Origin of the sequence: Sphingobium herbicidovorans (assembly GCF_002080435.1) — a bacterium.
GTDB classification, from domain to species: Bacteria; Pseudomonadota; Alphaproteobacteria; order Sphingomonadales; family Sphingomonadaceae; genus Sphingobium; species Sphingobium herbicidovorans.
The window spans coordinates 2,828,495-2,853,624 of sequence record NZ_CP020538.1 but is presented as its reverse complement, the minus strand read 5'-3'; the positions used below and the strand labels follow the sequence as shown (position 1 = coordinate 2,853,624).

The 25,130-nt window shown below is 63.0% G+C and carries 20 protein-coding genes, 1 tRNA gene and 1 pseudogene; 5 read left to right on the top strand and 17 right to left on the bottom strand.

The features are described 5' to 3' along the window. Positions 1-29 precede the first annotated feature (29 nt). The 3 genes and pseudogenes from B6S01_RS14120 to B6S01_RS14110 all read left to right on the top strand — a co-directional run bounded on the left by B6S01_RS14120 (position 30) and on the right by B6S01_RS14110 (position 2,747). Positions 30-1,468: pseudogene (locus B6S01_RS14120) on the top strand (FAD-binding oxidoreductase). 131 nt (positions 1,469-1,599) lie between these two features. Next, positions 1,600-2,388: a SapC family protein gene (locus B6S01_RS14115; protein WP_037466368.1), complete on the top strand. Its 789-nt coding sequence runs from the start codon at positions 1,600-1,602 to the stop codon at positions 2,386-2,388. Positions 2,389-2,672: 284 nt separating this feature from the next. Next, positions 2,673-2,747, top strand: a tRNA-Glu gene (locus B6S01_RS14110). A 40-nt stretch (positions 2,748-2,787) separates the two neighbouring features. Here the strand turns inward: B6S01_RS14110 and B6S01_RS14105 are convergent. Next, the gene (locus B6S01_RS14105) at positions 2,788-4,563 is read right to left on the bottom strand and encodes an SLC13 family permease (RefSeq protein ID WP_037466366.1); all 1,776 of its coding nucleotides are present in this window, start codon (positions 4,561-4,563) and stop codon (positions 2,788-2,790) included. 233 nt (positions 4,564-4,796) lie between these two features. On the opposite strand from B6S01_RS14105, the gene B6S01_RS14100 reads away from it, so the two are divergent. After that, positions 4,797-6,092, top strand: coding sequence for a mechanosensitive ion channel family protein (locus B6S01_RS14100; protein WP_051908280.1), 1,296 nt, complete (start codon positions 4,797-4,799; stop codon positions 6,090-6,092). Positions 6,093-6,149: 57 nt separating this feature from the next. Here the strand turns inward: B6S01_RS14100 and B6S01_RS14095 are convergent, their stop codons facing one another. The 13 genes from B6S01_RS14095 to B6S01_RS14035 all read right to left on the bottom strand — a co-directional run bounded on the left by B6S01_RS14095 (position 6,150) and on the right by B6S01_RS14035 (position 18,098). After that, on the bottom strand, positions 6,150-6,899 hold the full coding sequence (locus B6S01_RS14095; protein ID WP_037466364.1) for a prepilin peptidase: 750 nt from the start codon (positions 6,897-6,899) through the stop codon (positions 6,150-6,152). After that, positions 6,896-7,618, bottom strand: a complete 723-nt coding sequence (gene gspN, locus B6S01_RS14090; RefSeq protein ID WP_037466362.1) for a type II secretion system protein N — start codon at positions 7,616-7,618, stop codon at positions 6,896-6,898. Before gspN ends, B6S01_RS14095 begins: the two co-directional genes overlap by 4 nt. Then, positions 7,615-8,103, bottom strand: coding sequence for a type II secretion system protein GspM (gspM, locus tag B6S01_RS14085; protein ID WP_037466360.1), 489 nt, complete (start codon positions 8,101-8,103; stop codon positions 7,615-7,617). The genes gspN and gspM overlap by 4 nt, the downstream gene beginning before the upstream one ends. Further along, positions 8,100-9,209 (bottom strand): type II secretion system protein GspL, encoded by a 1,110-nt coding sequence (gspL, locus tag B6S01_RS14080; protein ID WP_037466793.1) that lies wholly within the window; start codon positions 9,207-9,209, stop codon positions 8,100-8,102. The genes gspM and gspL overlap by 4 nt, the downstream gene beginning before the upstream one ends. Beyond that, a complete protein-coding gene (gene gspK / locus B6S01_RS14075) occupies positions 9,206-10,195 on the bottom strand; it encodes a type II secretion system minor pseudopilin GspK (RefSeq protein ID WP_037466358.1) in 990 nt (329 codons plus the stop codon). The genes gspL and gspK overlap by 4 nt, the downstream gene beginning before the upstream one ends. Continuing rightward, positions 10,188-10,790, bottom strand: coding sequence for a type II secretion system minor pseudopilin GspJ (gspJ, locus tag B6S01_RS14070; RefSeq protein WP_037466792.1), 603 nt, complete (start codon positions 10,788-10,790; stop codon positions 10,188-10,190). The genes gspK and gspJ overlap by 8 nt, the downstream gene beginning before the upstream one ends. An 85-nt stretch (positions 10,791-10,875) precedes the next feature. Next, on the bottom strand, positions 10,876-11,202 hold the full coding sequence (gene gspI / locus B6S01_RS14065) for a type II secretion system minor pseudopilin GspI (RefSeq protein ID WP_037466356.1): 327 nt from the start codon (positions 11,200-11,202) through the stop codon (positions 10,876-10,878). 49 nt (positions 11,203-11,251) lie between these two features. Continuing rightward, positions 11,252-11,659 (bottom strand): GspH/FimT family pseudopilin, encoded by a 408-nt coding sequence (locus tag B6S01_RS14060; RefSeq protein WP_051908300.1) that lies wholly within the window; start codon positions 11,657-11,659, stop codon positions 11,252-11,254. Positions 11,660-11,765: 106 nt separating this feature from the next. Beyond that, positions 11,766-12,200 carry a type II secretion system major pseudopilin GspG gene (gene gspG / locus B6S01_RS14055; protein WP_037466790.1) on the bottom strand — a complete coding sequence of 145 codons (435 nt, stop codon included), beginning with the start codon at positions 12,198-12,200 and terminating at the stop codon, positions 11,766-11,768. A 145-nt stretch (positions 12,201-12,345) separates the two neighbouring features. Next, entirely contained in the window at positions 12,346-13,563 is a 1,218-nt protein-coding gene (gene gspF, locus B6S01_RS14050) for a type II secretion system inner membrane protein GspF (RefSeq protein ID WP_037466354.1), read from the bottom strand. Continuing rightward, positions 13,556-15,100 (bottom strand): type II secretion system ATPase GspE, encoded by a 1,545-nt coding sequence (gene gspE, locus B6S01_RS14045; RefSeq protein ID WP_051908278.1) that lies wholly within the window; start codon positions 15,098-15,100, stop codon positions 13,556-13,558. Before gspE ends, gspF begins: the two co-directional genes overlap by 8 nt. Beyond that, positions 15,097-17,277, bottom strand: coding sequence for a type II secretion system secretin GspD (gspD, locus tag B6S01_RS14040; RefSeq protein WP_037466352.1), 2,181 nt, complete (start codon positions 17,275-17,277; stop codon positions 15,097-15,099). Before gspD ends, gspE begins: the two co-directional genes overlap by 4 nt. After that, positions 17,274-18,098, bottom strand: coding sequence for a type II secretion system protein N (locus B6S01_RS14035; protein ID WP_037466350.1), 825 nt, complete (start codon positions 18,096-18,098; stop codon positions 17,274-17,276). The genes gspD and B6S01_RS14035 overlap by 4 nt, the downstream gene beginning before the upstream one ends. Positions 18,099-18,264: 166 nt before the next feature. Here B6S01_RS14035 and B6S01_RS14030 point away from each other — a divergent pair, with 166 nt between their 5' ends. After that, positions 18,265-18,912 (top strand): prolyl hydroxylase family protein, encoded by a 648-nt coding sequence (locus tag B6S01_RS14030; RefSeq protein WP_037466348.1) that lies wholly within the window; start codon positions 18,265-18,267, stop codon positions 18,910-18,912. Positions 18,913-18,915: 3 nt separating this feature from the next. Here the strand turns inward: B6S01_RS14030 and B6S01_RS14025 are convergent, their stop codons facing one another. The 3 genes from B6S01_RS14025 to B6S01_RS14015 all read right to left on the bottom strand — a co-directional run bounded on the left by B6S01_RS14025 (position 18,916) and on the right by B6S01_RS14015 (position 24,860). Next, entirely contained in the window at positions 18,916-20,373 is a 1,458-nt protein-coding gene (locus B6S01_RS14025) for a CYTH and CHAD domain-containing protein (RefSeq protein ID WP_037466346.1), read from the bottom strand. 119 nt (positions 20,374-20,492) lie between these two features. Next, a complete protein-coding gene (locus tag B6S01_RS14020; RefSeq protein WP_037466344.1) occupies positions 20,493-23,171 on the bottom strand; it encodes a TonB-dependent receptor domain-containing protein in 2,679 nt (892 codons plus the stop codon). A gap of 93 nt (positions 23,172-23,264) precedes the next feature. Further along, the gene (locus tag B6S01_RS14015; RefSeq protein WP_037466343.1) at positions 23,265-24,860 is read right to left on the bottom strand and encodes a hypothetical protein; all 1,596 of its coding nucleotides are present in this window, start codon (positions 24,858-24,860) and stop codon (positions 23,265-23,267) included. Positions 24,861-25,130: the final 270 nt, after the last annotated feature.

The following is a 25,130-nucleotide window of genomic DNA, read 5'->3' as shown; positions in this document are numbered from 1 at the left end:
CGATGAATTCCGGGGCATAGCATCGTCCCATGATAGGACAAGAGATCATAGATCGTTTCGTGGCGCTGCTGGGGCCCAAGGGTGTCGTAACGGAACCGGACGACATCGCGCCCTGGCTTACCGATTGGCGCGGCCGATTCCACGGCGCGTCGCCCGCCATCCTGCAGCCCGACAGTACAGAAAAGGTCGCAGCGGCGGTCACCCTTGCCGGCCAGCTTGGAATTCCACTTGTGCCGCAGGGCGGAAATACGTCGATGGTCGGTGGCGCAACTCCTCCCCCGATGGGTCGGCGCTCATTCTCTCACTGCGCCGGATGAACCGCATTCACGCCCTCTCACCCGACGACAATCTCGCCATATGCGAAGCGGGCGTCATCCTGGCGACGTTGCATGATGCAGCCGAAAAAGCCGGACGCCGTTTCCCGCTCAGCCTCGGCGCCAAGGGCTCTGCGACGATCGGCGGACTGATATCCACAAACGCTGGTGGTACTCAGGTCTTGCGTCACGGCACCATGCGAGCGCTCGTCGAAGGGATTGAGGCCGTCCTGCCCGATGGCAGCATTTTCCAGGGGCTGGACGCGCTCAAGAAGGACAACCGAGGCTATGACATCAAGCAATTGCTGATCGGCGCGGAAGGAACGCTCGGCATCATCACCGCGGCCTCACTGCGCCTCGTTCCGGCCATCTCCGCCCGCGCCGTCGGTTGGGTGGGTGTCCGCACCCCCGCCGACGCGCTGGCGCTGCTCCGCCTGGCAGAGGCGCGCCTGGGCGACAGCGTAGAGGCGTTCGAGATTATCGCCGACGATGGACTGGGTCATGTGCTTTCCCACATTCCCGGCACCCGATGCCCCATTGAGACGCGAACCCCCTGGCACGTGCTGATAGAAGTGGATCATGCCGACTTGTCCGATCCCGGCCCGGCGGAGCGGCTTGAAGATGCACTTGCACAGGCAATGGACAAAAACCTCGCGGTGGATGCCGCGATCGCCGCCAATGATGCGCAAGCATCGGCCTTCTGGCGGATCCGCGAATCGCTGTCTGAATCCGAACGCGCGCAAGGTCCGGCCCTCCAATTTGACATCAGCGTGCCCGTAGCGCGAATGCCCACCTTCATGATCGATGCGGCCGCAGCTGCGGAACGCGCCTTCCCCGGTACGACCGCGTCATCATTCGGGCATTTGGGCGATGGGAATGTTCACTTCCATGTCCGGGCGCCCAAAGGCACGCTCGACGGTCCAAACTGGATCGCCACGGACGGCCAATCGATCAACGCCTTCGTGCATGACGCGGTCGTCGCCGTCGGTGGTTCCATTTCAGCAGAGCATGGCATTGGACAGATGAAGCGCGCTGAACTGGGTCGCCTGGCCAGCCCGGCCCGGCTCCACGCGTTGCGCGCGATCAAGGCTGCTTTCGACCCGCAAGGCCTCATGAACCCGGACAAGCTGATACCGCGCCCCGAAGAAGGATAGGGCGAAAGGAAGCCCGGCACGCCCCGACAAAGCGATTGCCTCGCCTCGCCAAGGTCTTTATCGCCCTGACCCAGTTTTTAGGAAAGGCGGCGCCTACGCACGCGCTGCTTTTGACAGAATGGAACAGCATCATGGCTAGCGCGCCCGCGAATAATCTTCCTGTCTTCTACAACGACCTGTTGCCGCTCAACAGCGTCGATCATGCGGCCTATCGCAGCCGGACGGTGGAAACCGCGCCCTTCCTCACCAAGCAGCATGCCGTTCCCCTGACCGTCGATGAATTCGTCGCGGCTCAGCGCTTCGTCCCGATCATCTTTTCCGCAGGCGACGAGGCCGTGCCGCTCGCATTGATGGGCCTGAACGAAGGCGTCAACACCTTCCTCGACGATGAAGGCAAGTTGCGCGGGCCCGCCTATGTGCCGGCTTATGTTCGCCGCTACCCCTGGATGCTGGCGAAGCTGCGCCCCGACAGCGACGAACTGTCGCTTTGCTTCGATCCGACCAGCGAAGCGGTCGGCGAATTTGACGAAGGCCAGCCCCTGTTCGAGGACAGCAAGCCCAGTGAACTGACCCAAGGGGTTCTCAAATTCTGCGAAGATTTCGAGCAGGCTGCCGCCCGTACCGGCCAGTTCATGAAAGACCTCAAGGAACTTGACCTGCTGATGGATGGCGAGGTCGCGATTCAGGTTCCTGGCAATGATCAGCCGTTCGTATATCGCGGCTTCCGCATGGTGAACGAGGAAAAGCTGCGCGACATGCGCGGCGACCAACTGCGCAAGATCAGCCAGAACGGCATGCTGCCCCTGATCCATGCCCACCTGTTCTCCCTGCAACTGATACGCGAGGTTTTCGAGTCTCAGGTCGCACAGGGCAAAGGCCCTATTTCTGTCCCGCAGGCGCCCCAGTCGGCCCAGGCCTGACGGAATAATCGTCTTTTTCAGCGCGCTAGGGAAAAGGTTTTCACTCGCCACTTGAAAGTGACGGAGACCTTCTTTATCTTTCAAACATACGGCGCACCTGCCCCCCTTTCGGGTGTGTCGTATGGGCGCCTCCCCCTTTGGAGGCGTCTCCTCCCTGAACCTTGGCCACCCCGTGTGAAAACATGGGGTGGTTTTTTATGTGGCTCAATCCGGTCGCGGTTTCGCTTGACGGCAAGCGACGGCGCTCCTAAACGCGACCGCCTGCCAGCCGCCAATGCGGCCAAGGCCCCTTCGTCTAGCGGTCAGGACGCGGCCCTCTCACGGCTGAAACACGGGTTCGATTCCCGTAGGGGTCACCATTAATGCCCGACGCCTCCGCGATCCTCTGCGAAGTCAAATTCAGCGCAGCGGCCAGGTCCACAAAATGAGCGGTGTGCCGACCAGCACCACAATCAGGGACAGCGGCATGCCCAAACGGGCGTAATCGCTGAAACGATAGCCGCCAGGTCCGAATACCAGCGTGTTGCACTGATGCCCTATCGGCGTGAGGAAATCGCAACCCGCTCCGATGGCAGTCGCGATCAGGAAGGCTTCCGGGCGGTATCCCAGGTCATTGGCGAAAACGGCAGCGATGGGCGCCATTACCAGAACGGTTGCGGCGTTGTTGAGGAACGGCGTGACCGCCATGGCCGCTACCAGGATCAACGCGACAGCACCCCAGGCCGGCAACATCGTCGCAGCACGCGCAAGCCCCGTTGCGATCACATCCGATGCACCTGTTGTTTGCAGGCTTTCGCTGAGCGGGATCAGCGCGGCCAACATGATGAGGATCGGCCACTCCACAGCCTCATAGGCCTCGCCCACCGGCAGCGCGCCAGCAATGACAACCACCCCGGCCGCAGCAAAGAAAGCCACCGCAACAGGAACTACACCAGTCGCCGTGGCGATCATGGCGGTGGCGAGAACCAGGATGGGGAGCCATCCACGTTTCGATTTGCCCAGCTGCATTTCCCGCGCCGCTAGCGGCAATGCGCCGAGTTGGCGCAGGCGATCAGGCAGCAAGGCGACCGGCCCTTGCATGACGATGACATCGCCCGCCTGAAGCACGATCTGGCCAATCTTGCGGGTAAGATGTTCGCCCGCCCGCGATATGGCGATCAGGTTCACGCCAAAACGCTCGCGAAGTAACAGGCGGCCAGCCGTTCGGCCGATCAGCGCGGAATCCGTCGTGACCACCGCCTCTATCACGCCGATCTCGTCTCCCTCATGCCCCTCGGCCATCGCCTTGCCTTCCCCGGTGAGCGAAAGGCGGTCGCGGGCGATCACCCGCTCCAGCGCGTCAGGCTCACCGGAGAGGATCAATATATCGTCCTGCCGCAGATGGACGTTGGGGTGGACCGTGCCCTGCATGTCACCGCGCAGCAGGCTCATCACCGCGATCTGGTTGTCATGACGCTCCGTGAACTCCGCGATCGTCTCGCCAATCGCCTCGGAATCTTCCGACACGGACGCTTCCGTGACATAACCGGAAATGTTGAGCGCCTCCCCCATGGTCGGCGCCGCGCGACGGTCGCGAGGAAGCAGCCGGTATCCAAAGCGCAGGAAAATAAGCCCGACCAGCAGCAAGCCGAAACCGGTCGGAAAATAGTCGAACATCCCAAATGGCTCGCCGGTCATCTCCTCGCGCACGCGGCTGACGATGATATTGGGGGACGTGCCAACAAGGGTCATCAACCCGCCCAACAGCGATGCGAAGGACATGGGCATCAGGAAAACCGATGGATTGGCTCCGTTCTTCTTCGCCATCTGGAAAGCGGCGGGCATCAGCATCGCCAACGCTCCCACATTCTTGACCAGCGCGGATGAAACGCCCACCGATCCGGTCAGCACGAGAAGCTGTGACCGAACGCTTTTCACCCGCCCGGACAGAAAACCCAAGGCGATCTCGATGGCCCCCGATCGCCGCACAGCGGCAGAGATAACAAGCGCAGAGCCGACAATAATGACGATATCGTCGGCAAAGCCCTTGAAGGCGTCTTCCGGCTTGACGACACCGATGAGCAGTGCCGCAAGCAGCGCAATGACCGCGGTCACATCGTAACGGAAACGACCCCAAAGAAAGAGCGCCATCATCCCGGCCAGGGTGGCGACTGAAAGCCATTGGGGTAATGTCATCGGACCTCGTTGATGCGGCGGTGGCGTGCATGCGGTCTAACAGCAAGAAGCGTTATGGCGGTCGGCGATTTTTTTGCTGTTCGTCCCCACAGAGCCGGTAACGCACGAAACCGGTTTCGGTGGCGCGGCCATCCCTCACTTGCCCACTGCGCCGAAAATTGCGACGAAAGGGATGAAATGGCGTTGTCCAGTGCCATGCGGTGTCCATGCCGCCTTCATGAGATGGTGCACCCATGACCGAAGCTATCGAGATCTGGTTATCCGACATGGGCTGGAACTCCAGCATGGCGCAACTGGTGATCGCCGGATCGCTCGTCGCCTTTGCCGTGATCGCGGGCGAAGCGGCCGCTCGTTGGGGCGGACCGGCATCTCGCCGGTGGATGCGATCCGATGTGGGGACGCGAGGCGCATTGCTGGGCAAGCGCGTCCCGGACCTTCTGCGTTTCGCGACAGGGGCGCTCATCCTCATTCTTCCTCTCGCGCTGCTGCCATTTGCAGAGCCTGCGTTGATGATCATCGCTTTCGCATTCAGCGGCGCGCTCATGATGACCACGGGCTATGTGCTGCGCATCGCCAGCCTGCCTTTGTGGATGTGCATATTTCTCGCAGCAGTAGCTTTCGTCCTGACCCTGGCCGCAGCCCTCGGCGGAGTCGGGGCGCTGACGACGAGCCTTGACGCCACTGCGCTGCATGTTGGCCGCCGGCGGATATCCTTGCTCAACGTCGTCAACTTCCTGCTCGTCGGCGCCATATTGTTTGCCGCGACCAGAATAGCCAACCGCATCATGACACATGCAGTGGGCCGCCTTTCAGCCCTCGATCTTTCACAGCGCGCGCTGTTCCAGAAATTGGGAAGCCTTGCCGTGGTGGTCGTGGCGATCCTGTTTGGCGTCGATATATTGGGGATCGACCTGACGACGCTTACGGTCTTTTCCGGCGCGCTGGGTCTTGCCGTTGGCTTCGGCCTTCAGAAAACCTTTGGCAATCTGATCGCCGGATTGATCCTGCTGATGGACAAGTCGGTCAAGCCGGGAGACGTGATTGCAGTCGGTGATACGTTCGGGGCGATCAACAAGATCGGCGTTCGCGCGGTGTCCGTCATCACGCGCGATGGCAAGGAACATCTGATCCCGAACGAACAACTCATGACCCAGGCCGTGGAAAACTGGTCCTTTTCCAACCGGGACGTCCGCATCCACATTCCCGTCGTCATTTCCTATGAGAGCGACCTGAACCTGGCGCAAAAGCTGATGATTCAGGCAGCCAAGGCATCCCATCGGGTTCTGCCAAAGCCCGAGCCAACAGTATGGCTCCTCGCCTTCGGCGAACGGGGGCTGGAACATGACATCATGGTCTGGATACTCGATCCTGAACAGGGTGTGGGGAATGTGCAGTCCGACATCCTCAACCGGCTGTGGGACCTCTTTCAGACGCATGGCATCGGCCTGCCCTATCCCCAGCGCGACATCTACCTGCATGCTGGCCCATCGCATCAGGCGGGCAGCGCGAACCTCCGCCACGAAGACTGATCTGGACGCACGCATCGAAAGCAGTCGCAAGCAGGTCCGAAGCCATGCTGCCCGAGGCTATCTGATCAACCCTGACAACCACCAGCCCGGCAACGCCGCCAGCGCAAGGCAGGTGCCGAGCGGCAGGCGTGTCGAACGATCAACCGTTCGCCCGCTCGCAATACCCGCCAGTGCCCCTAGCAGGCCCAGGCTAGCGCCCAGCAGCAGGATGAAGGGCAAGGCTTGCCAGCCGAACCATGCGCCAAGCGCGCCCAAAAGTTTGGCGTCACCCAATCCCAGGCCCTCCCGGCCTCGCGTCGTCCGATATAGGACAGCGACAGTCAGGAGGATCAGATAGCCCCCCGCAGCGCCGATCAACCGATCCGGCAGGGACGGGTCCGTCACCCAAAGGCCAGCCGTCAGGCCCAGAAAAGCCAGCGGCAGGGTCAACGCGTCAGGCAACCAGAAATGCCGCCAGTCCAGCACAGCCAGGGTCAGCAATAGCCACATTAAAAGCGACCAGCCAGCACCGGCAAATCCGGGCATGGCGCCACAGGCGATCGCCCCGATGATCGCGCAGCCCATCTCCACCCGCGCGTGCAGCGGATCGATGGCGGCCCCGCAGCTTCGGCACCGCCCACGCAACAGCGCCGCGCTTAAAATCGGGACCAGATCAACAATGCCCAATGTCCGGCCGCACCCGTCACAGGCAGACCGGCCGCGCATCACGCCGCGCCCTTCTGGCCACCGCAGCGCCAGCGTGCCAAGAAAACTGCCCGCAATCGCGCCTGCCATACCGCCCAGCAAGGCCCATAGCGGGTCGATCACAACGTCCCTTCGACCTTCAGCAACTGTGCGCCACCCGCATCGGAGAAGCCCGCCTTTGCCAGCGCAGCCCCCAGCCCGGCATCGGCCGTCTCAACCCGCATCTCCGCGACATAGCGTCCCGACCGCCAGATCCGCAGGCTGATCTTTTCAAGGCCCGATTGGCTGACCAGCGGCAGCAGCAGGGCGTCGCCGTCGCAACTGGCCGTGCCCGACAAGCCCTGCGACAGGTTCAGGCCAGGAAACTGCCCCGCCAGTTGCGCGCGCACCCGGCCTTCGGCATGGCCGCAACGGTCTCCGGAAAAGTAAGCGGTCACATCCTCCATGACCAGGCTGCCGATCGGCAGCGGCGCAAAACTGCGCCCCAGCGGCACCGCGCCGGTCACATCGTCAATGCCGATGCGGTTGAACCCTACCGTCAAGGCGCCACTCAGATCGTCGGCAGCCCCCCGCCGCCGCCAGATGTCGATACGCGCGCGGCCCATCAGCAGGGATATGGGGGAAAGCCCCGCTCGCACCGCTCCCACCGGTATCGTGCCCAACATAAGTTGATCGATGCGCCCGCTCCACAAGGAACCTCGCACGTCCCGCGCCGATACGCCGACACGCTCCAGGCCCGTCAGCCCCAGCGCGATCCGCATCGGCATGAACGCGATCAAACCGAACAGGAACAGCAGGATCAGCACGGCGCGCGCACGGCCCGATAGTTGGAGCGACTTCATCGTCCTGTTCCCTGCACCAGCACCGCCTGCACCGATACGCTACCCGCCGTCGGCGAAGGCCGCGCGCTCATCGTTTCCACGCGGACCCCCTGCGTCTCCAAGGCCGCAAGCCAGGAAAAGAGCGCGACCGGCCGCACCGATGCCATCGCGATTTCGATCCGCCCTGTCCCCTGGGCCTGCGCCCGCTCCAGCGTCAATCCGGCCTCACCCGCGCTTTGGCCTACCAATTGGTCGACCGCTGAATCCGTCGGCCCGGCGTTGACAGTCCGGGGTAACGTCTTGAGCAGGCTGACCTTCGTCCGCATTGCCGCATTGCGATCCGTCGCCTCGATCAACGCGTCATGTGTTGACCGCTGCGCCGACGCCAACGGCCGCATGATGCCCAGCCAGAATATCACCACGGCCAGCATGGCGAACATCACGCCCAGCATCCATTGCTCGCGCGGCGACCGCTCTGCCCAATATTTCTGTAAAGCTTCCGTCATGATCGCACCGTGATGTCCGCGAGCGCCCGGCCGCCGGGATCCTGCGAAGGCGTCGCCGTGATGGTGAAGCCCGCTCCCTGCAACGCCAGCAATATGCTGTTGATTTCCTCTACCTTCGCCGCCGCCAATGTCGCGCGGATCATCCCGTCAGGGTCGCGCGACAGAGCGGTCAATGACACCCCCGGCGTATCCTGCAGCGCGCCAAGCAATGCCGCGACGGGCGCGGTAAAGGCGTAGGCGCCAGCACCCCGAGCCGCCAGCTGCCGCTCGATCTCCGCTTCCGCCAGGTCCAGGTCACCGGCATTCGGCGCCACCTGCCGCGCCAGCTCAAGGCTTTGCGCATCAAGGTTCGAAGCCGCCACATGCTGCCGCACCACCGCGATCAGGGTGATGAACAGGCTCACCGCCAGGACAAGCGCGCTCCACAGCAGGATACGCCCGAACGTCCGCTTGTCGGCTGTTCGGCGCACCCGCTTGGCGAAATCACCTTGCCGCATGTCCAGCGGCGGGCTTTGCAGCGCCGCGATCACCAGCGTCTCCACCTGATCTGGCGAGACATGCTCGATCACCGCATCGGGCGGAAGAATGGGCGCAAGTTCGCCGGCAAAAGCAGCATCCTTGCCTCTCAACAGCACCTCGCCACCGAACATGCCTCTCGCCACGCCCTCGACGGGTTCGGGCAGCAGCAACGGCGCGGGTACGATGATGTCCGGGTCCAGCCCATGATGCTGCGCCCACAACAGCCAATGCTGCATGTCGCTGCGCGCCGCGACCGCCACGATGTGAGCGGCCGCGGGGTCGTCATTCTCGTTCGCCGCCGCAAACAACTGATCGGCGGGGACGATGCCGGACGCCAGCGCCGCCAGCCGCGCCGCCGCCCGCCCCTGACGCGGCGCAAGTTCAGGATAATGCGCCCAGTGCAGCGTGACCAGCGCAGCGGGAGGCACCAGCATCACCACCATGTCGGCTGGCAGAGCGGCCAGTCCGCAAGCCGCAAGCCAGTTCGCGCCCTCGCCGCTTTGCGTCACGACGCCATCGGCCACACGCATCCATTGCGGCTCTCCCTGTTCAGGCAGGGTTACGATCAGGCCGTCCCGCACACTCACGCGCCGCTTCCCCAACTGCGGCGGATCAGCCTCGCCGGGCTCTGCCGGGCATCGATCAGCGCCCGCTCGACAAGCTGTGTTCCCCCAACGTCCACCGTAATTTCCACCCCGAAAAATCCTGTCGTCAACTTGACCTGATTGGCCGCTTCCTCAAGCGGATTGATGCCCTGGCTGGCGAGCGGCGCCCAAAACTGGACGGTGCTGCCGTAGCCCTCGGCAGGGCGTTGCGCCAGCAATTGCCGCGCCTGCGCCACGCTTACCTGCCCTTGCAGCAGCATCGCGAACAGCACCGCCTGTTCAGGCAGCAGCGTATTGATGTTGATCGGCGACAGATCCGCCGTCGGCAGCGCACATATCCAGGGCCGCGCCAGATCGTAAATGGCAGGCGTCACGCCATGGACGGCCCGCAATTCACTGGCGTCGACCATGAAGCGATTGGCGGCACGATAGGGCCGCGCCGCCTGCGCATAGGTCTCATCCTCCGCGCCGCCCGGCTGCGGTACGCTGTCGCTGTCAATCCAGTCGCCCAGTGAGGTCGCCGCCACCTGCGCCTGCCGTGCATCGACGCCCAGCGCCTGCAACAATGCCTGAAATTGCGAAATGCCGACCGGCCGGACTTTCAGATTGGCCTCATTTTCGCCAGCCACCACGCTGTTGAGGTTGAAGCAGTTTCCCGCGTCCCTCACCCGCGCGCTGGCCATGCCGCCCGGAACGGCGATGGGCTGCGGCGTTCCCATCCAATTGCCCGCCAGCGTCGTCTTACCCGGATTCGCCGCCACCAGATCGCCAATCCGCAAACGCGCGATTTCCACGCCCGCATCGGCAAAGGCGCGCGCCTGGTCGATCGCTCCGCCATTGCCCGTCATCCGCGTCGCCAGCGCGAGCCGCTCCAGCGCCGTGGACGCCACCACCGCCATCACCGCTACGAGCAGCAGCACCGTCAGCAGGGCCGCACCCCGTTCGCCTTGCTTGCGGGGATCAGGCACCGGCAGCCTCCTCCGGCAATCGCTCGGCTGGCCCTGGCCCGACCAGGAAGCGCAGGGTTACCGGTGGCTCCCCGGTGCGCGTCACCGTCATCTCGACGGCCCAGGGCATCAGGTCCGGTTGGGTCGGCGTCCATTCATCCCGCCAACTCCCTTGCGCATCCCGGAAACGCAGGACGACTTCATCGACATTGTCCAGCAGGGCCGCAGGCTCATCGCCCGCCGCGCCATCAACCTGGGCATAGGTCCGCCGTTCCAGCCGCCCCTGCCGCACCCAATATTCAACCTTTCGCAGGGAAGGTTGCGGCAGATCGCCCAGATTGTCCCAGCCCCCGCGCACGAACTGAAGCACCGGCACGGCTTCGCCCTCTCGATGCGACCAGAAAGCAGGCGCAAGCGTTCCGATTTCGGTGCGGCTGATGCGCGGCGCCGCCTGCCCAAGATCAGCCGCCAGCGCGCCGCCAGCGCGCTGCACGGCGGCCAGATCGTCCAGCCGCACCTTGATCTGCGCCTGCGCCGACACGCTGTTGCCCAGCAGCAGCACGCCCGCCGCCGACAGCATGGCGAAAATCATCAGCGCGACCAGCAGTTCGATCAGGGTAAAGCCGCCCTCCCCGCTTCCCCCGACATCAGCAGATCCGGCACGCCCGTCCCGGCAGGATGGGGGGAAGGTAAAAGGCGCATCACTGCACCACCCGCACGAAGCTCAGCACGACCGGCGAAGATCCAGCCGCCCCGTCGACGGTCAGATTGACCTGCAACAGCCGCTTGTCGTCCAGGGCCCTGACTTCGCGCTTCCAGCGCCCGCGCCGGCCGCCATTGTCAACCTCGCCCTGCTGGCTACCCAATGCAGGCGGTGCGGGGTCCGTCTGCACCTCCACCATCAGGTTGCGCGCAACGATCTGGCCCAGCGCCTTGCTGTCCAGGTCCGCCGCAGTCCGCAGCGTCACGCCCTGCAACCGCACCAGCGCCAGCGCGGCCAGGCTGAACACCGCCAGCGCCACCAGCATCTCCAGCAGGGTAAAGCCCCTCTCACCGGCGCGAACTGGACGACCGCCTTCAGCCACCGACCATGACCTTCCCCGCCATGTCCACGGTCACTGACACACGCTCGGCTTCGCGCGCCAGCGTCACCGTCATCGCGTCGGTGGGCAGGCCCGTGCCGTCAAAGCCGATCTGCTGCCGTCCGTCCTTGCCCACCAGTGCCCGCGTGCCGCCTTTCCAATTGGCGGTGACAAAGGGCTTGTCCTCCAACGGCGTCCATTGCGCACCTTCACGCCGCTGAAAACCATAGCCTGAAGCGGAAACCCACACGCCCATGGGACGGGCAGTCACGACCGCTTCGTCGCGCGCGGCGGCTACGCGCGCGGCGAAGCGGTCGGCATCCTCGATCACCCTCCCGCGCGGGTCCGGGATCGCCAGAACGACCGCAGCGGAAATGAAGCCGATGATCGTCAGCACGACCATCAGCTCAACAAGGGTAAAGCCGCCTTCGGAGCGCCCGTCGGCTTCCAGCCGACCGGCGCCTTGCAAAAGCGGACGTCCCACACGACGGAAAAGGACTTCGGAAATCTCAAAGCTCGCTGGAATAGATGTCGGCATTTTCACTGTCGCCGCCCGGCTGGCCATCCGCGCCCAGCGAGCTGATATCGAACGCGCCCTTCCGCCCCGGTATGGCATAGGCATAGGGCCTGCCCCATGGGTCGTTGGGCAGCTTCTTGATGTAGCCGCCACGCCGGTAACGCTGCGGCTGCGCAAGCGAAGCGGGCGGGTTGAGCAGCGCCTGCAGGCCATCGGTCGCCGATGGATAGGTCATATTGTCCAGCCGATATTGCTCCAGCGCCTGTTCTATCGTGGCAATGTCGGCTTTGGCCTTCTCCACCCGCGCCGTGTCGGTCGCGGGGATGACATTGATCGCCACAATCGTCGCCAGCAATCCGATGATCACGATCACGACCATCAGTTCCACTAGGGTAAAGCCGTGCTCGGCAGAACGCCTCGAAAGCATGAAGCCGTTTTCAACCGATCGGCGAGCCACCCCCTCCCCGTTCGGGCTGGACTTGTCGAAGCCCTTTTCTTCTGAAAGCGGGAGAAGCCCTCCGACAGGATCGGGGCGAACGGAAGCTGAACCACAATCAAACATATTCACTCCTTCAGGCCCCGGTAAGGCTCTGCAATTGCAGGATGGGGAGCAGGATAGACAGGATGATGACCGCCACAATACCGCCCATCAATATGATGATAACTGGCTCCAGCATGGCGAGCGCGGCCGAGGTGAAGCTGTCAAATTCCCGCTCCAGATAGTCCGCCGCTCGTTCCAGCATCGTGTCGAGCCGTCCCGCGCTCTCCCCGCTCGCGGCCAGATAGACCAGCAGGGGCGGAAAAACGCCCGCGCGGCGCAACGCCGCCGACAGGCTGCCGCCGCCCCGAATAGCTTCGACAATGTCCTCCGATGCCTGTCGCAGGACCCGATTATGCACCGTCTGCGTGGTCAGCGTCAGCCCCTCCATCAACGGCAGTCGGCTTGCAACCATCGTCGACAGGGTCCGCGCCATTCGCGCTGCGTGCAGGTCGCGGATCAGTCGCCCCAGAAGCGGCAATCGCAGAAGCAGCGCATCGAACCGATAACGAAAGGCCCCCACCTTCAACGCTTGCCAGAAAGCGAATGCGCCGATCCCCATCAGGATCAGCAGCAGCCACCAATAGCCAGCCAGAAAGGCGGAAAGCCCCATCACCATGCGCGTCAGCAGCGGCAGATCCTGCCCCACCGTATCGAACTGCTCCACCACCTTGGGCACGACGAAGATCATCAACGCCGCGACCACGCACACCGCAAAAACCGCGAGCACGCTGGGATAAGCGATGGCGGTCAGCACCTTGGACCGGATCACCGCCTGCCGTTCCATCAGGTCCGACAGCCGCTCCATGATCGGCGGCAGGCTGCCTGAGCTTTCGCCCGCCGACACCATCGCCCGATACAGCGGGGGGAAACTCTTGGGCTCGGCGCCCAACGCATCGGCCAGCCGCCGCCCTTCCAGCACGCCCGAATGGACCTTGCTCACGATGGCCCGGACATGTGCCTGCTCGCTCTGCCGCCCGATCGTGCGCAGCGTCTCCTCCAGCGGGCTGACCTGGATCAGCGTCGATAGCTGGCGGGTAAACAGCGTCAGTTCCTTGGCCGACAGCCGCGGAGAGCGCAGCGATAGCCCCGTTCGGCTTGCGGCCTTTTCCACGGCGCCCGGCTCGATCCGCACGATGAACAGCTTGCGCGCATCCAGCCTGGCGCGCGCGTCGTCCATCGTATCGGCCTTGACCTTGCCCGACCGCTCCTTCCCCGCAGGATCGATGGCGATATAGTCGAACTCAGCCATCTGCGATGGTTTCCACCTCCGCAGCGTCACGCCGCGACACCCGGATCGCCTCCTCGGCCGTGGTCTGACCGTCGCGCACCAGCGCGCGGGCGGCCGAACCGAGGTTGGGCGCATTCAGGAAAGCGTGGCGCGCGATTAGCGACTCGTCACCACCATCGTTGATCAGGCGGCGGATCGTATCATCCACGCGGATCGCCTCGAACACGCCGATCCGTCCCTTGTAGCCGGTCCCGTTACATGCCTCGCATCCCCGCGCGCGGTAGATGATCGTTCCGGGATCGAAACCAAGCAGGGCGCTGGCCGACTTGTCCGCCTGCACCGGTTCGCGGCAATGCTGGCACAAACGCCGCACAAGCCGCTGCGCAATCACCGCCCGCAGCGTCGATGCCAGAAGGAACGGCTCCACCCGCATGTCGCGCATCCGCGTGATCGCGCCAACGGCGTCATTTGTATGCACCGTGGACAGCACCAGATGCCCGGTCAGCGATGCCTGCACGGCGATCTCCGCCGTTTCCCGGTCGCGGATTTCGCCGATCATCACCACATCGGGATCTTGCCGCAAAATGGCGCGCAGTCCGGCCGCAAAGGTCAGCCCGACCTTCGCATTGACCTGCGTCTGCCCCACCCCCTCGATCGCATATTCGACCGGGTCCTCGACCGTCAGGATGTTGCGGGTGCCGTCATTCAACTGCCGCAAACCGGCATAGAGCGTAGTGGTCTTACCAGATCCTGTCGGACCCGTGACCAGAATAATCCCGTTCGGCTCTTGCAATCCTTCACGAAAAATCCGGTCAGCCGCTCCCGCCATGCCGAGCAGATCGAGGTTCATGCCCGCATTTTCCTTGTCCAGGATACGCAGCACCACGCGCTCGCCCGCCCGGCTGGGCAGCGTCGATACGCGCACGTCGAGCAGCTTGCCGCCCAGCGTCAGGCCGATGCGCCCGTCCTGCGGCACCCGGCGCTCAGCAATGTCCAGACGCGCCATCACCTTGATGCGGCTAACGACCACCGGCGCGACATGCGGCGGCATGCGCAGCGTTTCCCGCAATACGCCGTCGATCCGCATCCGCACGATCAGGCCGGTTTCATAAGGTTCGATGTGAATGTCCGAAACGCCCTGCCGCGCCGCTTCGGCGATGATGCCGTTGATCAGCCGGATGGCGGGCGCATCGTCCGCGCTGTCAAGCAGGTCGTCGGCGGTGGGTATGTCAGCGGCCAGGATATCCAGCTCATCAGCCCCAACCTCCAGCGATCCCGCCATGGCAGCTGCGCTGCCTTCCATCGCATAATGATCGGACAGATGCTTGTCGAACTGCGCGCCATCGACGAACCGGACGTCGAAACTGCGGGCCAGATGTCGCCGGACTTCCAGTAATATGCGCGGGTCGCTGCCTTCGCGTACGGCTATCGTCAAACGATCGCCTTCGACCGGCAGCATAACGACCCCATTCTTGCGCGCGAATATGTAGGGAATGTCCACCACGCGGGGCGCAAAATGGGGCGCGGCTTTGCCTGCATCATCGACGTCGTCGCTCATCGCTGTGATCCACTGACCGGAACATCGATCGGCCGCACCACGCTGCTCGACCGGCGAGCGGTCGGCTCGATGACTTCCACCGGAGGCTGTACCACCGCATCGCTCGCCTGAGTCGCGGCTGCCGGCGGCGTCGCGCCCATATAGTCGCGCACCAATTCGTCGATGCTCGGTTCGACATCGGGATTACGCCGCAACTGCATGTCGCGGACATAGCCGTACCGCTGCTGCGTCAGGCGCTGTGCATCCTCCTTGGACCGCAGGATGGTCGGCCGGATGAAGATCATGAGGTTGGTCTTGGTCCGGCTCTTGCTGCGCGACTTGAACAACTCGCCCAGCCCCGGAATGTCGGATAACAAAGGGATGCGCTCGATCGTCTTGCGTTCATTATCGTCCAGCAGGCCGCCCAATGCCAATATCTCGCCATCATCCACCGTCACAGTCGTCTCGATCTCACGCTTGTTGATGATGAGGTCGCTGCTGCTGTTGGAAACCGGCCCTGCGACGCTCGACACTTCCTGCTTCAGGAACAGCTTGATCGCGCCGCCGGTATTGATCTGCGGCTTCACCTCCAGCTTGACGCCGACATCCTGCCGCTGAACGGTGCGAAACTGATTATCGAAATTCTGGCTCAGCGCCTCTCCGGTGGTGATGGGCACCTGCTGGCCCACCAGGATCGACGCCTTCTGATTGTCCAGCGTCATGACCGAAGGCGTGGACAGGATATTGCTGTCGGTATCGGACTTCACCGCATTGATGATCGCACCGAAAATGCCATTCTGGCCAATTTGCGTCCCAAGACCGCCGATAACACCGGTGGCGCTGGTCAGGCTGTTGAACGCGGCCTCCGCCAACGTCGATTCCAGATCGCTGCTGTTGCGCGAGGTCGTCGTCGTCGTCGTGCCGTTGCTTTCTACGGTGACTGTCGTTCTGTCTCCAAGTTCGCGAGCCGCGACGGCTCCGGCAATCGTCAGCAGATTGGGTGAAGCGTTGGAATAATTGGTAGCGGCAAAGCCTGTCTTGGTGCTGCCGATCAGGAACTGAACGCCCAGTTTCTTGGCGGCGGCATCGCTGATTTCGACGATGATCGCTTCCACCAGCACCTGCTCTCGCCGCGTGTCGAGCTGACGGATCGTCTCGCCCAGCATGCGCTGCACGTCGCTGTTTGCTGCGACGATGATCGCGTTTGCGCCTTCATAGCGCGTCACGATCGCCGGCCCGCGCGTCGAAATGCCGCTGCCCGAAGATCCGCTGGACGGCATGGCAGCAGGGGCCGCTGCTGGCGGAGGCGGTCCATCCGCCGCCACAGGGACCGAAGCCGTCACCGCCGAACCGGCCGATTGCCCAACCAGTTGCTGCAACACCGGCAACAGCTTTTCCGCATCGGCATGTTCCAGCCAGTAGACGCGAATTTCTGTCCCGCTCGCCGCCTGCCGGTCCAGATCGCGCGCCATCTGCGCCAGGCGAGCGACCGTTCCTGAATCGCCCCGGATTGCGACGGAGTTGCTGCTATCGATCGGTACGATCGTCGCCGCCCGCTGCGCGCCCTCCCCGCCGCTCTGCACCAACGCCTGAAGCGATGTCGCAATCTCGCGCGCGCCCGCATTGCGCAACGTCACCGTCTGCGTCGCCGCCGTGTCTCGATCGATCCGCGCCAAAACCTGCCGAATACGGCCGATATTGTCCGCATAATCGGCCACCACGACGCTGTTACCGGCGCGGTTGGCGGTCACGGACCCATCCTTGCTCACCAACGGCCGCAATGTTTCAAGCGCACTCGCCGCGTCGATGGAGCGCAGGCGGAACACCTCTGTCACGAACTGATTGCGATTGGAGCCACGCCCCACGACGCTGGGCTGCCCTGCCGCGCCATCGGCAGGCTGGATGCGATAGGCTCCGCCCGGTGCTGGCACGGCCACCAAGCCGTTCGCACGCAGGGTGGACAGAAAAATCTCGAAATATTCGGATCGCGACAGCGGCCGGTCGGTCACGACCGACACCTTTCCCTGCACCCGATTGTCGATGATGAAGGTCCGCCCGGTCACCCGCGCGGCATCCTGAATAAACGCGCGGATGTCGGCGTCTCGTACATTCAGCGTCTGCTGCGCCAGCACCGGCGAAGCGATGGGCGCTGCCAGGACGAGGGCCAGGGAGGCGGAAAGAAGCAATTTTCTGGTCATTGGCCCTGCAGGGTTAGGTTGATCGTCGAAAGGCTCGCGCCACGCTCGACAGTAAGGGAAATCCGCGCTCCGGGGACAATCTTGCCCTGCAGCGCCTGAAGATCGCTGGGAGAACCAACCGGCTGTCCATCGACCTGGGTGACGATATCGCCGGGCTGGAACCCGGCATTCTGGAACGTCGGCCCGCGCCCCGTCAGGATCAGGCCGGTGATACGGCCATTCTGCATGCGTGGCGCAAAGCCGATGTCGCGCTTCAAGCCATCCGCCGTTGGGTTGTCGATGCCGGTCACGGGCACAGGCGGCGCGCCTTCCCCCGGCGCGGGCGCATCAGATGCAGGCTGCGACTGGTCGAGGAACACTTGCTCCTCAGCGCCGCCCCGATCGATGGTGATATGATCGAACGCAACCGCCTTGAGCACCACGCCCGGCAATATCTCTTCACCAACCGCAAAACTGTTCTGCACGCCATCTGGACCAGCGACGATTGCCGACCCCAGCCCCGATCCCTCATTCAGCCGGATGCCGTAAACGGTCAGCGCCAGCGAAGTGACGACACCGCCACCCGCCGCCTGCTGCGGTCCCGCCCGGTAAAACGGATCGAAGCTGGAAAACAATGCCTGCCGCGCGGCCACGCTGGGAAACTGCGCCTGCCTGCCTTCCCATGGCCCAAAGCTGCCGACCGGCGTCAGCACCGCCCATACCAGTCGCGCGCATTGCAGGGCGAGAACGCCGAGCAACAGCTTTTCGATGACGCGCGGCCATTCGATCGGCGCCAGCCGGCTGCCAAAGCTCTGAATATTGTCGCGGAACGGCACGCGCATGAAGCTGGTGATCCCCCTTGATACCGGCGCCTGCTAGGAAACTGTTTTTACTATTGGATGACAAACATGTGACCTATCTGTGACAACAGCAATTCGCAAGCGACGACGCTTGCATTTCAAACGTCCGGCGATAGCTAGAGGGCTGCTCCTCACCTGATGGCTGTCCATGCCCGACCGACCTGTCCCCAGATATACCGACGCCGACCCTGCGTGGATCGCCGGGCATCCCCATGTGCAACGCGTGCCTAGCCGTGAGCTAACCCTCTTCATCCGGCGCGATTTCCTGACGCCAGACGAATGCGCGGGCCTGATAGACCGGATTGAAGCTATCCGCCGACCTTCCACCATCGCCGATGCCAATGGCGATATCGGCTTTCGTACCAGCGAGACCTGCGATCTGGATCGCGCCGACCCATTCATCGCCGCGATCGACGAGAAGCTCGCGGCCTTTGCAGGTATCGACCCCGCCTATGGCGAACCGATACAGGGCCAGCGTTATGCGGTGGGACAGGAATTCAAGCCGCACACTGATTATTTCGAGCCGCGCGGTATGGATTTCGAGCGTTATTGTTCGGTCGCGGGCAACCGCACCTGGACGCTGATGGTCTATCTCAACCGGCCCGCCGCTGGGGGAGCAACGCGCTTCGTCAAGATCGGCAAGACGGTCCAGCCCGAAACCGGCAAGCTACTCGCCTGGAACAACCGTCTGGAGCCGGGTAAATATAATGGCGCCAGCCTGCATCACGGCATGAAGGTGCGAAGCGGCGTCAAACACATCATCACCAAATGGTTTCGCGAACGGCCTTGGGCCTGATCGTCAGCGCCAGAAGCGCTTGGCATCCGCCAATTCCTCATGAGCGTCAGCGGCAGCGGCGAGGCGTTTCTTCTTGCTCCCGCCGCCCTTGACCATCGCCGCATCGTCGGTCAGCCCGTATCGAGCCAACAGGCTGGGCATGGTGACCAGATCGTTGAGCGCGCCCAGTTCATCCTGCAACTTTTCCAGCGTCTCGATGTAGCGGACATATCGCCGCCGTTCCTTCTTCGTCCCGGCGAAGAGTTCGGAGAAAAATTCCGATGCGTAGCGCAGCTTCTTTGCCTTTTTCCGGACTTCATGACGCCGCTGGTCATCCAGCTTCGTCATCCGCCGCCCGTGCTTCACCACCCAGCGATGAAAATGCTGCAAGCGGCGGGCCGCAAACTGTTCCGCAGGTTCGTCGCGCAGCTGCTGCCTATCCGCGTCCGCTTTTCCAGCACCAACGGTCAGCCATTCCACAATGTCGATGATCATGCCGCGCACACGCCGGGAATCGAGTGCTTCGACAACCTCGGCATGAACTGGTCCGCGCACCTCATGGATCCTGTCATGAAGCTGCCCTGCCTCGGTGCGCTGGATCAGTACGTCCAGATCGCGCGCCTCGCCCAACAGCTGCGCCAACCAGCGCAACTCATCCTGGAAGCGGGTAACATCCGCCTCGGCAAGCATTGGCTTGAACAGCGTCAGCGCCGATCGCAGCCGCCGCACCGCCACCCGTGTCTGATGCAGCGCCTGCGGATCATAATTATCGAGCAGCAGGTCCTCGTTCCGCCGATAATGCCGCACGCACGCCCGGGCGATAGTCTGGAACGCGTCAACTGCGCGCGCCCCGGCCTTCAACGACACTTTTTCGGCCTTGAAACAGGCGGAGGCGGCCTCCAGCAGCCGGTAGCCCCGCTCGGATTTCGCGGCCACGCCCAACCGCACCGGCGCCACCGATTCGATGCGCCGCGCCAACGCGAACAGCGCGGCAGGTTCGCCAGCCTTGCGCTCCAGCTCGATCTCGCAGATCGGCGCTTGCCGATCGCCTGCGCGCACCATCCCTTGGTCGAACACCAGCTCGGTCTTGGCGCGACCCTCGCTGATCAGCCAGGTCCGTCGCTCGACATTGACATGGAATACAGGCGCGATTGTGCCTGCCGCTTCGCCGAGCGCCGCAGCAATGGGCGTGCGTGTATCGAGTACGGGTTCATCCTGCGCGACCGGCATTTCCCATTCCGCCCGCGCGAACAATCCACCGCCGGTTTCGCCTTGATCGGCCTTCACGGTCTGGATGCGCTCATCCCCCGAGCGGCGTATGCGCAGCGTATAGCCCAGCGCCTGAAGCTGCTTATCGGGCGTGTCGAAATAGACCGCCTCCAGCATTGCCCTGCCCCCTTGGGAGGGCAACACCGCCGAACGCTCAAAGGCGTCCACCGCGCCTCGCGGCAACTCCAACTTCAGCTCGACTTCCTGCTTCACCGGGGCCGTCTCCGCCTTTTAGCGGTCACCTAGCATATCCCGGTCGAGCGAGCGAATCAGCAAGCAAAAAGGCCGACCCGCTTGACGCGAGCCGGCCCTCTTATCGACAAACAAGTCGATCAGAACGCGACCGTCAGAGAAGCCGAAATGGTCGTGCCGATCTTGTACCGGTTATAGAACACCTTGTTTCCGTCCAGTTCCTGGAACTCCTGGAACTTGCGACCCAAGATGTTGCGGACCTCGAACTTGAACTCGCTGTTAACGCGGCCCGGCAAAGTCACCCCCTGCCGCGCGACGAAGTCCAGCGTGACGCCCGGCTTTTCCTTGATGTCCGGCTGCAGGTTTGGACCACGGCTGGTGACGCGCGGACTGGCGTAGGTCAACAGCAGCGTCTGCTGCGACAGCTTGTCCGTATCCTCCAGACCGATCTGCAAGTTGACCAGATGGTCCGACTGTCCGGTCAACGGCACGCCATCCTGGAAGAAGTCCGACGCGGCTGGCAAAGGTCCGGTCGTGTAGCTGTAGGGGATGGTCGTATCGCCTGCCCCGACCTTCAACTCCGACTGGGTATAGGTGTAGTTGCCGATCAGCACGATCCGGCGGCTCTGGAAGAAATCACTGTCCGACCAGCCGTCGAGGGGCAGATATTTCTGCGTCTCAACTTCAAACCCGTACAGTGTAGCTTCCGGAGCATTGGCGAAGCTGGTCGTCACCGTGTAGGTGTCGGTGATCGTCGTATAGGTTTCGATCGGGTTCTTGATCTTCTTGTAGAAGGCTGCCGCCGTCAACCGCTCGTCACGCCCCATATACCATTCCGCACGCAGGTCGGCGTTCCACAATTCGCTGTCCTGCAGGAAGGGGTTACCGCGATAGAAGCGGTTCGATTCAGGATCGAGGAATGGCTGCGCAATCAGCTCGCGGAATTGAGGCCGCGCAATCGTCTTGGAACCGCTCAGGCGGAACTGAAGACCCTTCGCCGCTTCCAGCGTGATCGTAGCGGCAGGCAGCCAATATTCCTTGCGGATCTGATTGAACGGCGTGATGCCGGTGTCATACACATCCACGCCCGTCACAGACTGGCGACCCTTTTCGAAACGCACACCTGCGTCGAAGGACAGGCCCGGCAACACCGACGCTTTCACCTGCGCGTAGCCCGCATGGGTCCGCAGCGCGGCGTCGTAAACCGGATAATTGCCGGAAAATTCCAGCAGGCCAATATCATACAGTTGGATCGACGCATCCGACAGCAGATAGTCGGGGCGCAGTTGCTGCACCGCGAGCGGCAGGTTGACGGCATCGAAATGCAGTTCATAGCGCGACGACGTTCGCTTCGTGTCACTGAATGCATAACCAATGGTCGCCGACAGGTCAGGCGAGAATTTGTAGCTGAGATCCACGCCCGCAGACCACAAATCTTCATTCAGGTCGCTGAACGTTACCGAAGCATCGCCGCGCTGACGGTTGAGCGCGTTGACGAAGCGGTCGCCAACCGGATCGATGGCCGTATCGACATTGGTGCGGACGTAGACGAATTCCCGCTCATAGGGCGCCTCTCGTTGCGAATTGGCGTAGCTGCCCCGCACATCCAGGCTCAGGTCGCCCAGCTTGAACTCGCCCGCAAACTGCGTGTCGATCAACTGACGCTCGTACCATGCAGTCTGCTGCGTCAGATAGTCCGCGCCCTGGATCAGCCCGTCATTCTGGCCGATCGCCAGCGCGCTGCGCTTAAGAGTGTCACGGATATAGATGTTGGTCCAACGCAGCTTCTGGTCGCCCAATTCCAGGCCGACGCCCAACAGGCCGTTGACGGTCACCTGATTCTCGGTGCTGATCTGCTGGTTGTTCCGGCCAGCACCATTCGCAACGTCCAACGAAGCCTGCTGCAACGTGTCGCGCGTGCGCCATTTATTATTGTAGGACGCGGTCGCCAGGATACCCAGACGCCCATCGCTGCCTATATCAAAGGCGGTGCCACCATTCAGCGACGCGGAAAAATTGAACGGCAGGCTATTGGTGCGCTGCACGACCGACGTATCGCTGTTCTGGAACTGCATGGCGATGCCACGCAAGTCGGCGCGCGCCATGTCGGAAAACGGCACCCCGCTGTTGAAAGCCTGTTGCAGCAATGGCGGCACATCGCGCGTGCCATCATCAAAGCCGGTCCAGTCCGACTTGGCGCCATAGTGGGTGTAGCCAAGCTGCCCCGACGTTTCGGTATTGGCCGAACTGCCCAGTCCGATTTCAAGATAGCTTTCGACCGGTATCGCCTTGGTCGTCAGGTTGATGACGCCACCGCCGAATTCTCCGGGGAAATTAGCCGAAAAGCTCTTCTGCACCAGCGTCGATGCGATCACGCTGGTCGGGAAGATGTCGAGCGGCACCACACGCTTGAGCGGCTCAGGGCTTGGCAGAGGCGAACCGTTCAGCAGCGCCAGCGAATAGCGGTCGCCAAGACCACGGACATAGACGAAACCGCCCGAGGCGACTGACAGTCCTGTCACGCGCTGAAGCGACCCGGCGATGTCGCCTTCGCCCGTGCGCTTGATGTCAGCGGCGGAAAGAATGTTCACCACCTGCGGCGCAGCCTGCGACACATTGCTGGTGCGGCGGCCAGTGACGATGATGTCCGATCCGGGGATCGACACATCGACGTTGCCGGTCTGCGCGTCCGCTTCTTCCGAAGCGCTCGGCACGCCCGACGTTGGCGCGTTGTCAGGTGCGGTTTGCGCCATCGCCGCCGGGGCGGACAATGCGGATGTAATCAGGAGCATGCGCGCCAGGCTGAGCGGCTTCGACATGGCTAAAGGTCCCCCTTTGGGAAATTAGAAAGGTGCAAAGAAGGCGGGGAAGCGCATTTGCCGCTCCCCCGCCCCTGTTGAGGTCAGGTCCGATCAGGTCGTCGGGATGGCCGTGCAGCTGCCGCTGGCGCTGCCAAAGCTGGCGGTCACCGAGTTGCAGGTCCAGCCGGCGTACCAGGTGTCGTTGCTGTCCTTCACCGCGCCGACATAGTTGGTCGTGTCGAATGCGCTGTCGATCGTCTTGGGATCGATCGCCGTCAGCGCGGTTTCCGTTGCGCCGTTGATGAACAGGCTCGTCAGCGACGGGGTGTAGCTGATGGTGCTGTTCGGACCCGCTTCGAAGATCGACTGGACCGTTGCTGCGTCTACGCCACGGCTGCCCTTGTAAGGCGTGCTGTTGCACTGCATCGCCACAGAGATGTAGCGCGGCTTGCCAGCATCCTGCAGCGCAGTGTCGGCGTCACGTACGGTGGTCGTGCTGTCGATGCGCAGGCAGCTGTTGGTCGGAGCAACGATCAGGCCGTTCACCAGCGTCAGGTCCGCACCGCCGCGCAGCAGCATGGCCGCGCCATTGCTGCCCGTGGTCGAACGATGAATGTAGGTGAAGTTCGCAATCTTCAGATACTGGCGGGGCAGCGCGTCTTCGCTGTTGTTGGCCTCGGCTCCGCCATTGGAGTCGGTTTCTAGGAAGCCGTCACCGATGTCGTTGTTCGCGCGCTGGGCGCTGATGACATATTGAACCGTACCGCGATAGCCGACGTCGGAGTCGAAATTATCGTCTTCGTTGCCGGTCAGGACCAGATGCTTGAAGTGGACGTTGCCGCCAAACGCTTCGATGCCGTCGTCCGAGCTGTTGTGAACCTGGATGTGGTCCAGCTGCGTGCCGGAACCGACGCCCGACGGGGTAAGGCCCTGCAGCTCGCTGCCGCCAGCCAGGGCAAAGCCCGAATAGCGAATTTGAACGTAGGACATGCGGCCGGAATTATCGGCATCGTTCGCGCCGCCATAAAGCGCGCCGCTGCTGCCTTCCGTGTCGCGTTCGCAGGCGGCGGTGCCGGGCGCTGCGCCGGGAGCCAGACAGTCGGTTATGCGTGCACGTCCGAGGAGAACAACGCCGCCCCACTGCTGCGATGTCTGGTCATTGGCTGTACCAAGAACATTGGATTCGCTGGTGAAGATGATCGGCTGCGATGCGGTGCCGACCGCATTGATACGGTTGCCGCGATTGACGGCCAGATAGGCATTGCCCGTGGACGCAAAAACGACGACGCCGGGATCGACGTTCAACGTAACTTCGGTGTTGGTGCTGGCGGCCCCCTGGTCGGTGCCGACATCTACACGGCCCGGCAGCGAATAGATCACACCGGCGACCTTGGGGATCGTCGTGGTTTCAGTGAAGCGCGCGGGGAAACCGCAGTTGCGCCAGCTGTTGCCATTGTTGTCGGAAATCGTGCCGCGGTTGGTCAGCTGAACGGCGCCCGGAATGGTCGGGCAGTTCGCAGCTGCCGTCACCTGACCCGGAGTAGGCGTTGGTGTCGGGGTTGGCGTTGGGCTCGGGCTCGGCGTCGGCGCGGGCAGGACGATCGTCCCCTCGCCGGGCGAAGCAATGTCATCCGCGCCGCACGCGCTCAGCGCCGCGCTGGCGCAACCCGCCAGAAGAATGGTAGTGATACGGTTCATCTTGGCCATGTCGTCTCCGCTCCGGCTACTGCCGGTTTGTGATAGGATGCGGAGCGCAGGGGAATTACGAATCGGACAACGCCCCCTGTCGCCCTCGATGGCCGCAGCTAGGGGTGGCAAATGACAGGGACATTTTGTTTCAGTGACGAATGCGTGACTAGAAAATTACATTTTTGAGACTTTTGTGCCAGTTCGGTGACATTCGGGCGTTTCATGTACGAAAATGGGGCGCCGCTCCCCCGAACGACACCCCTTTCGGCTACAATCGAAAAACTCGCC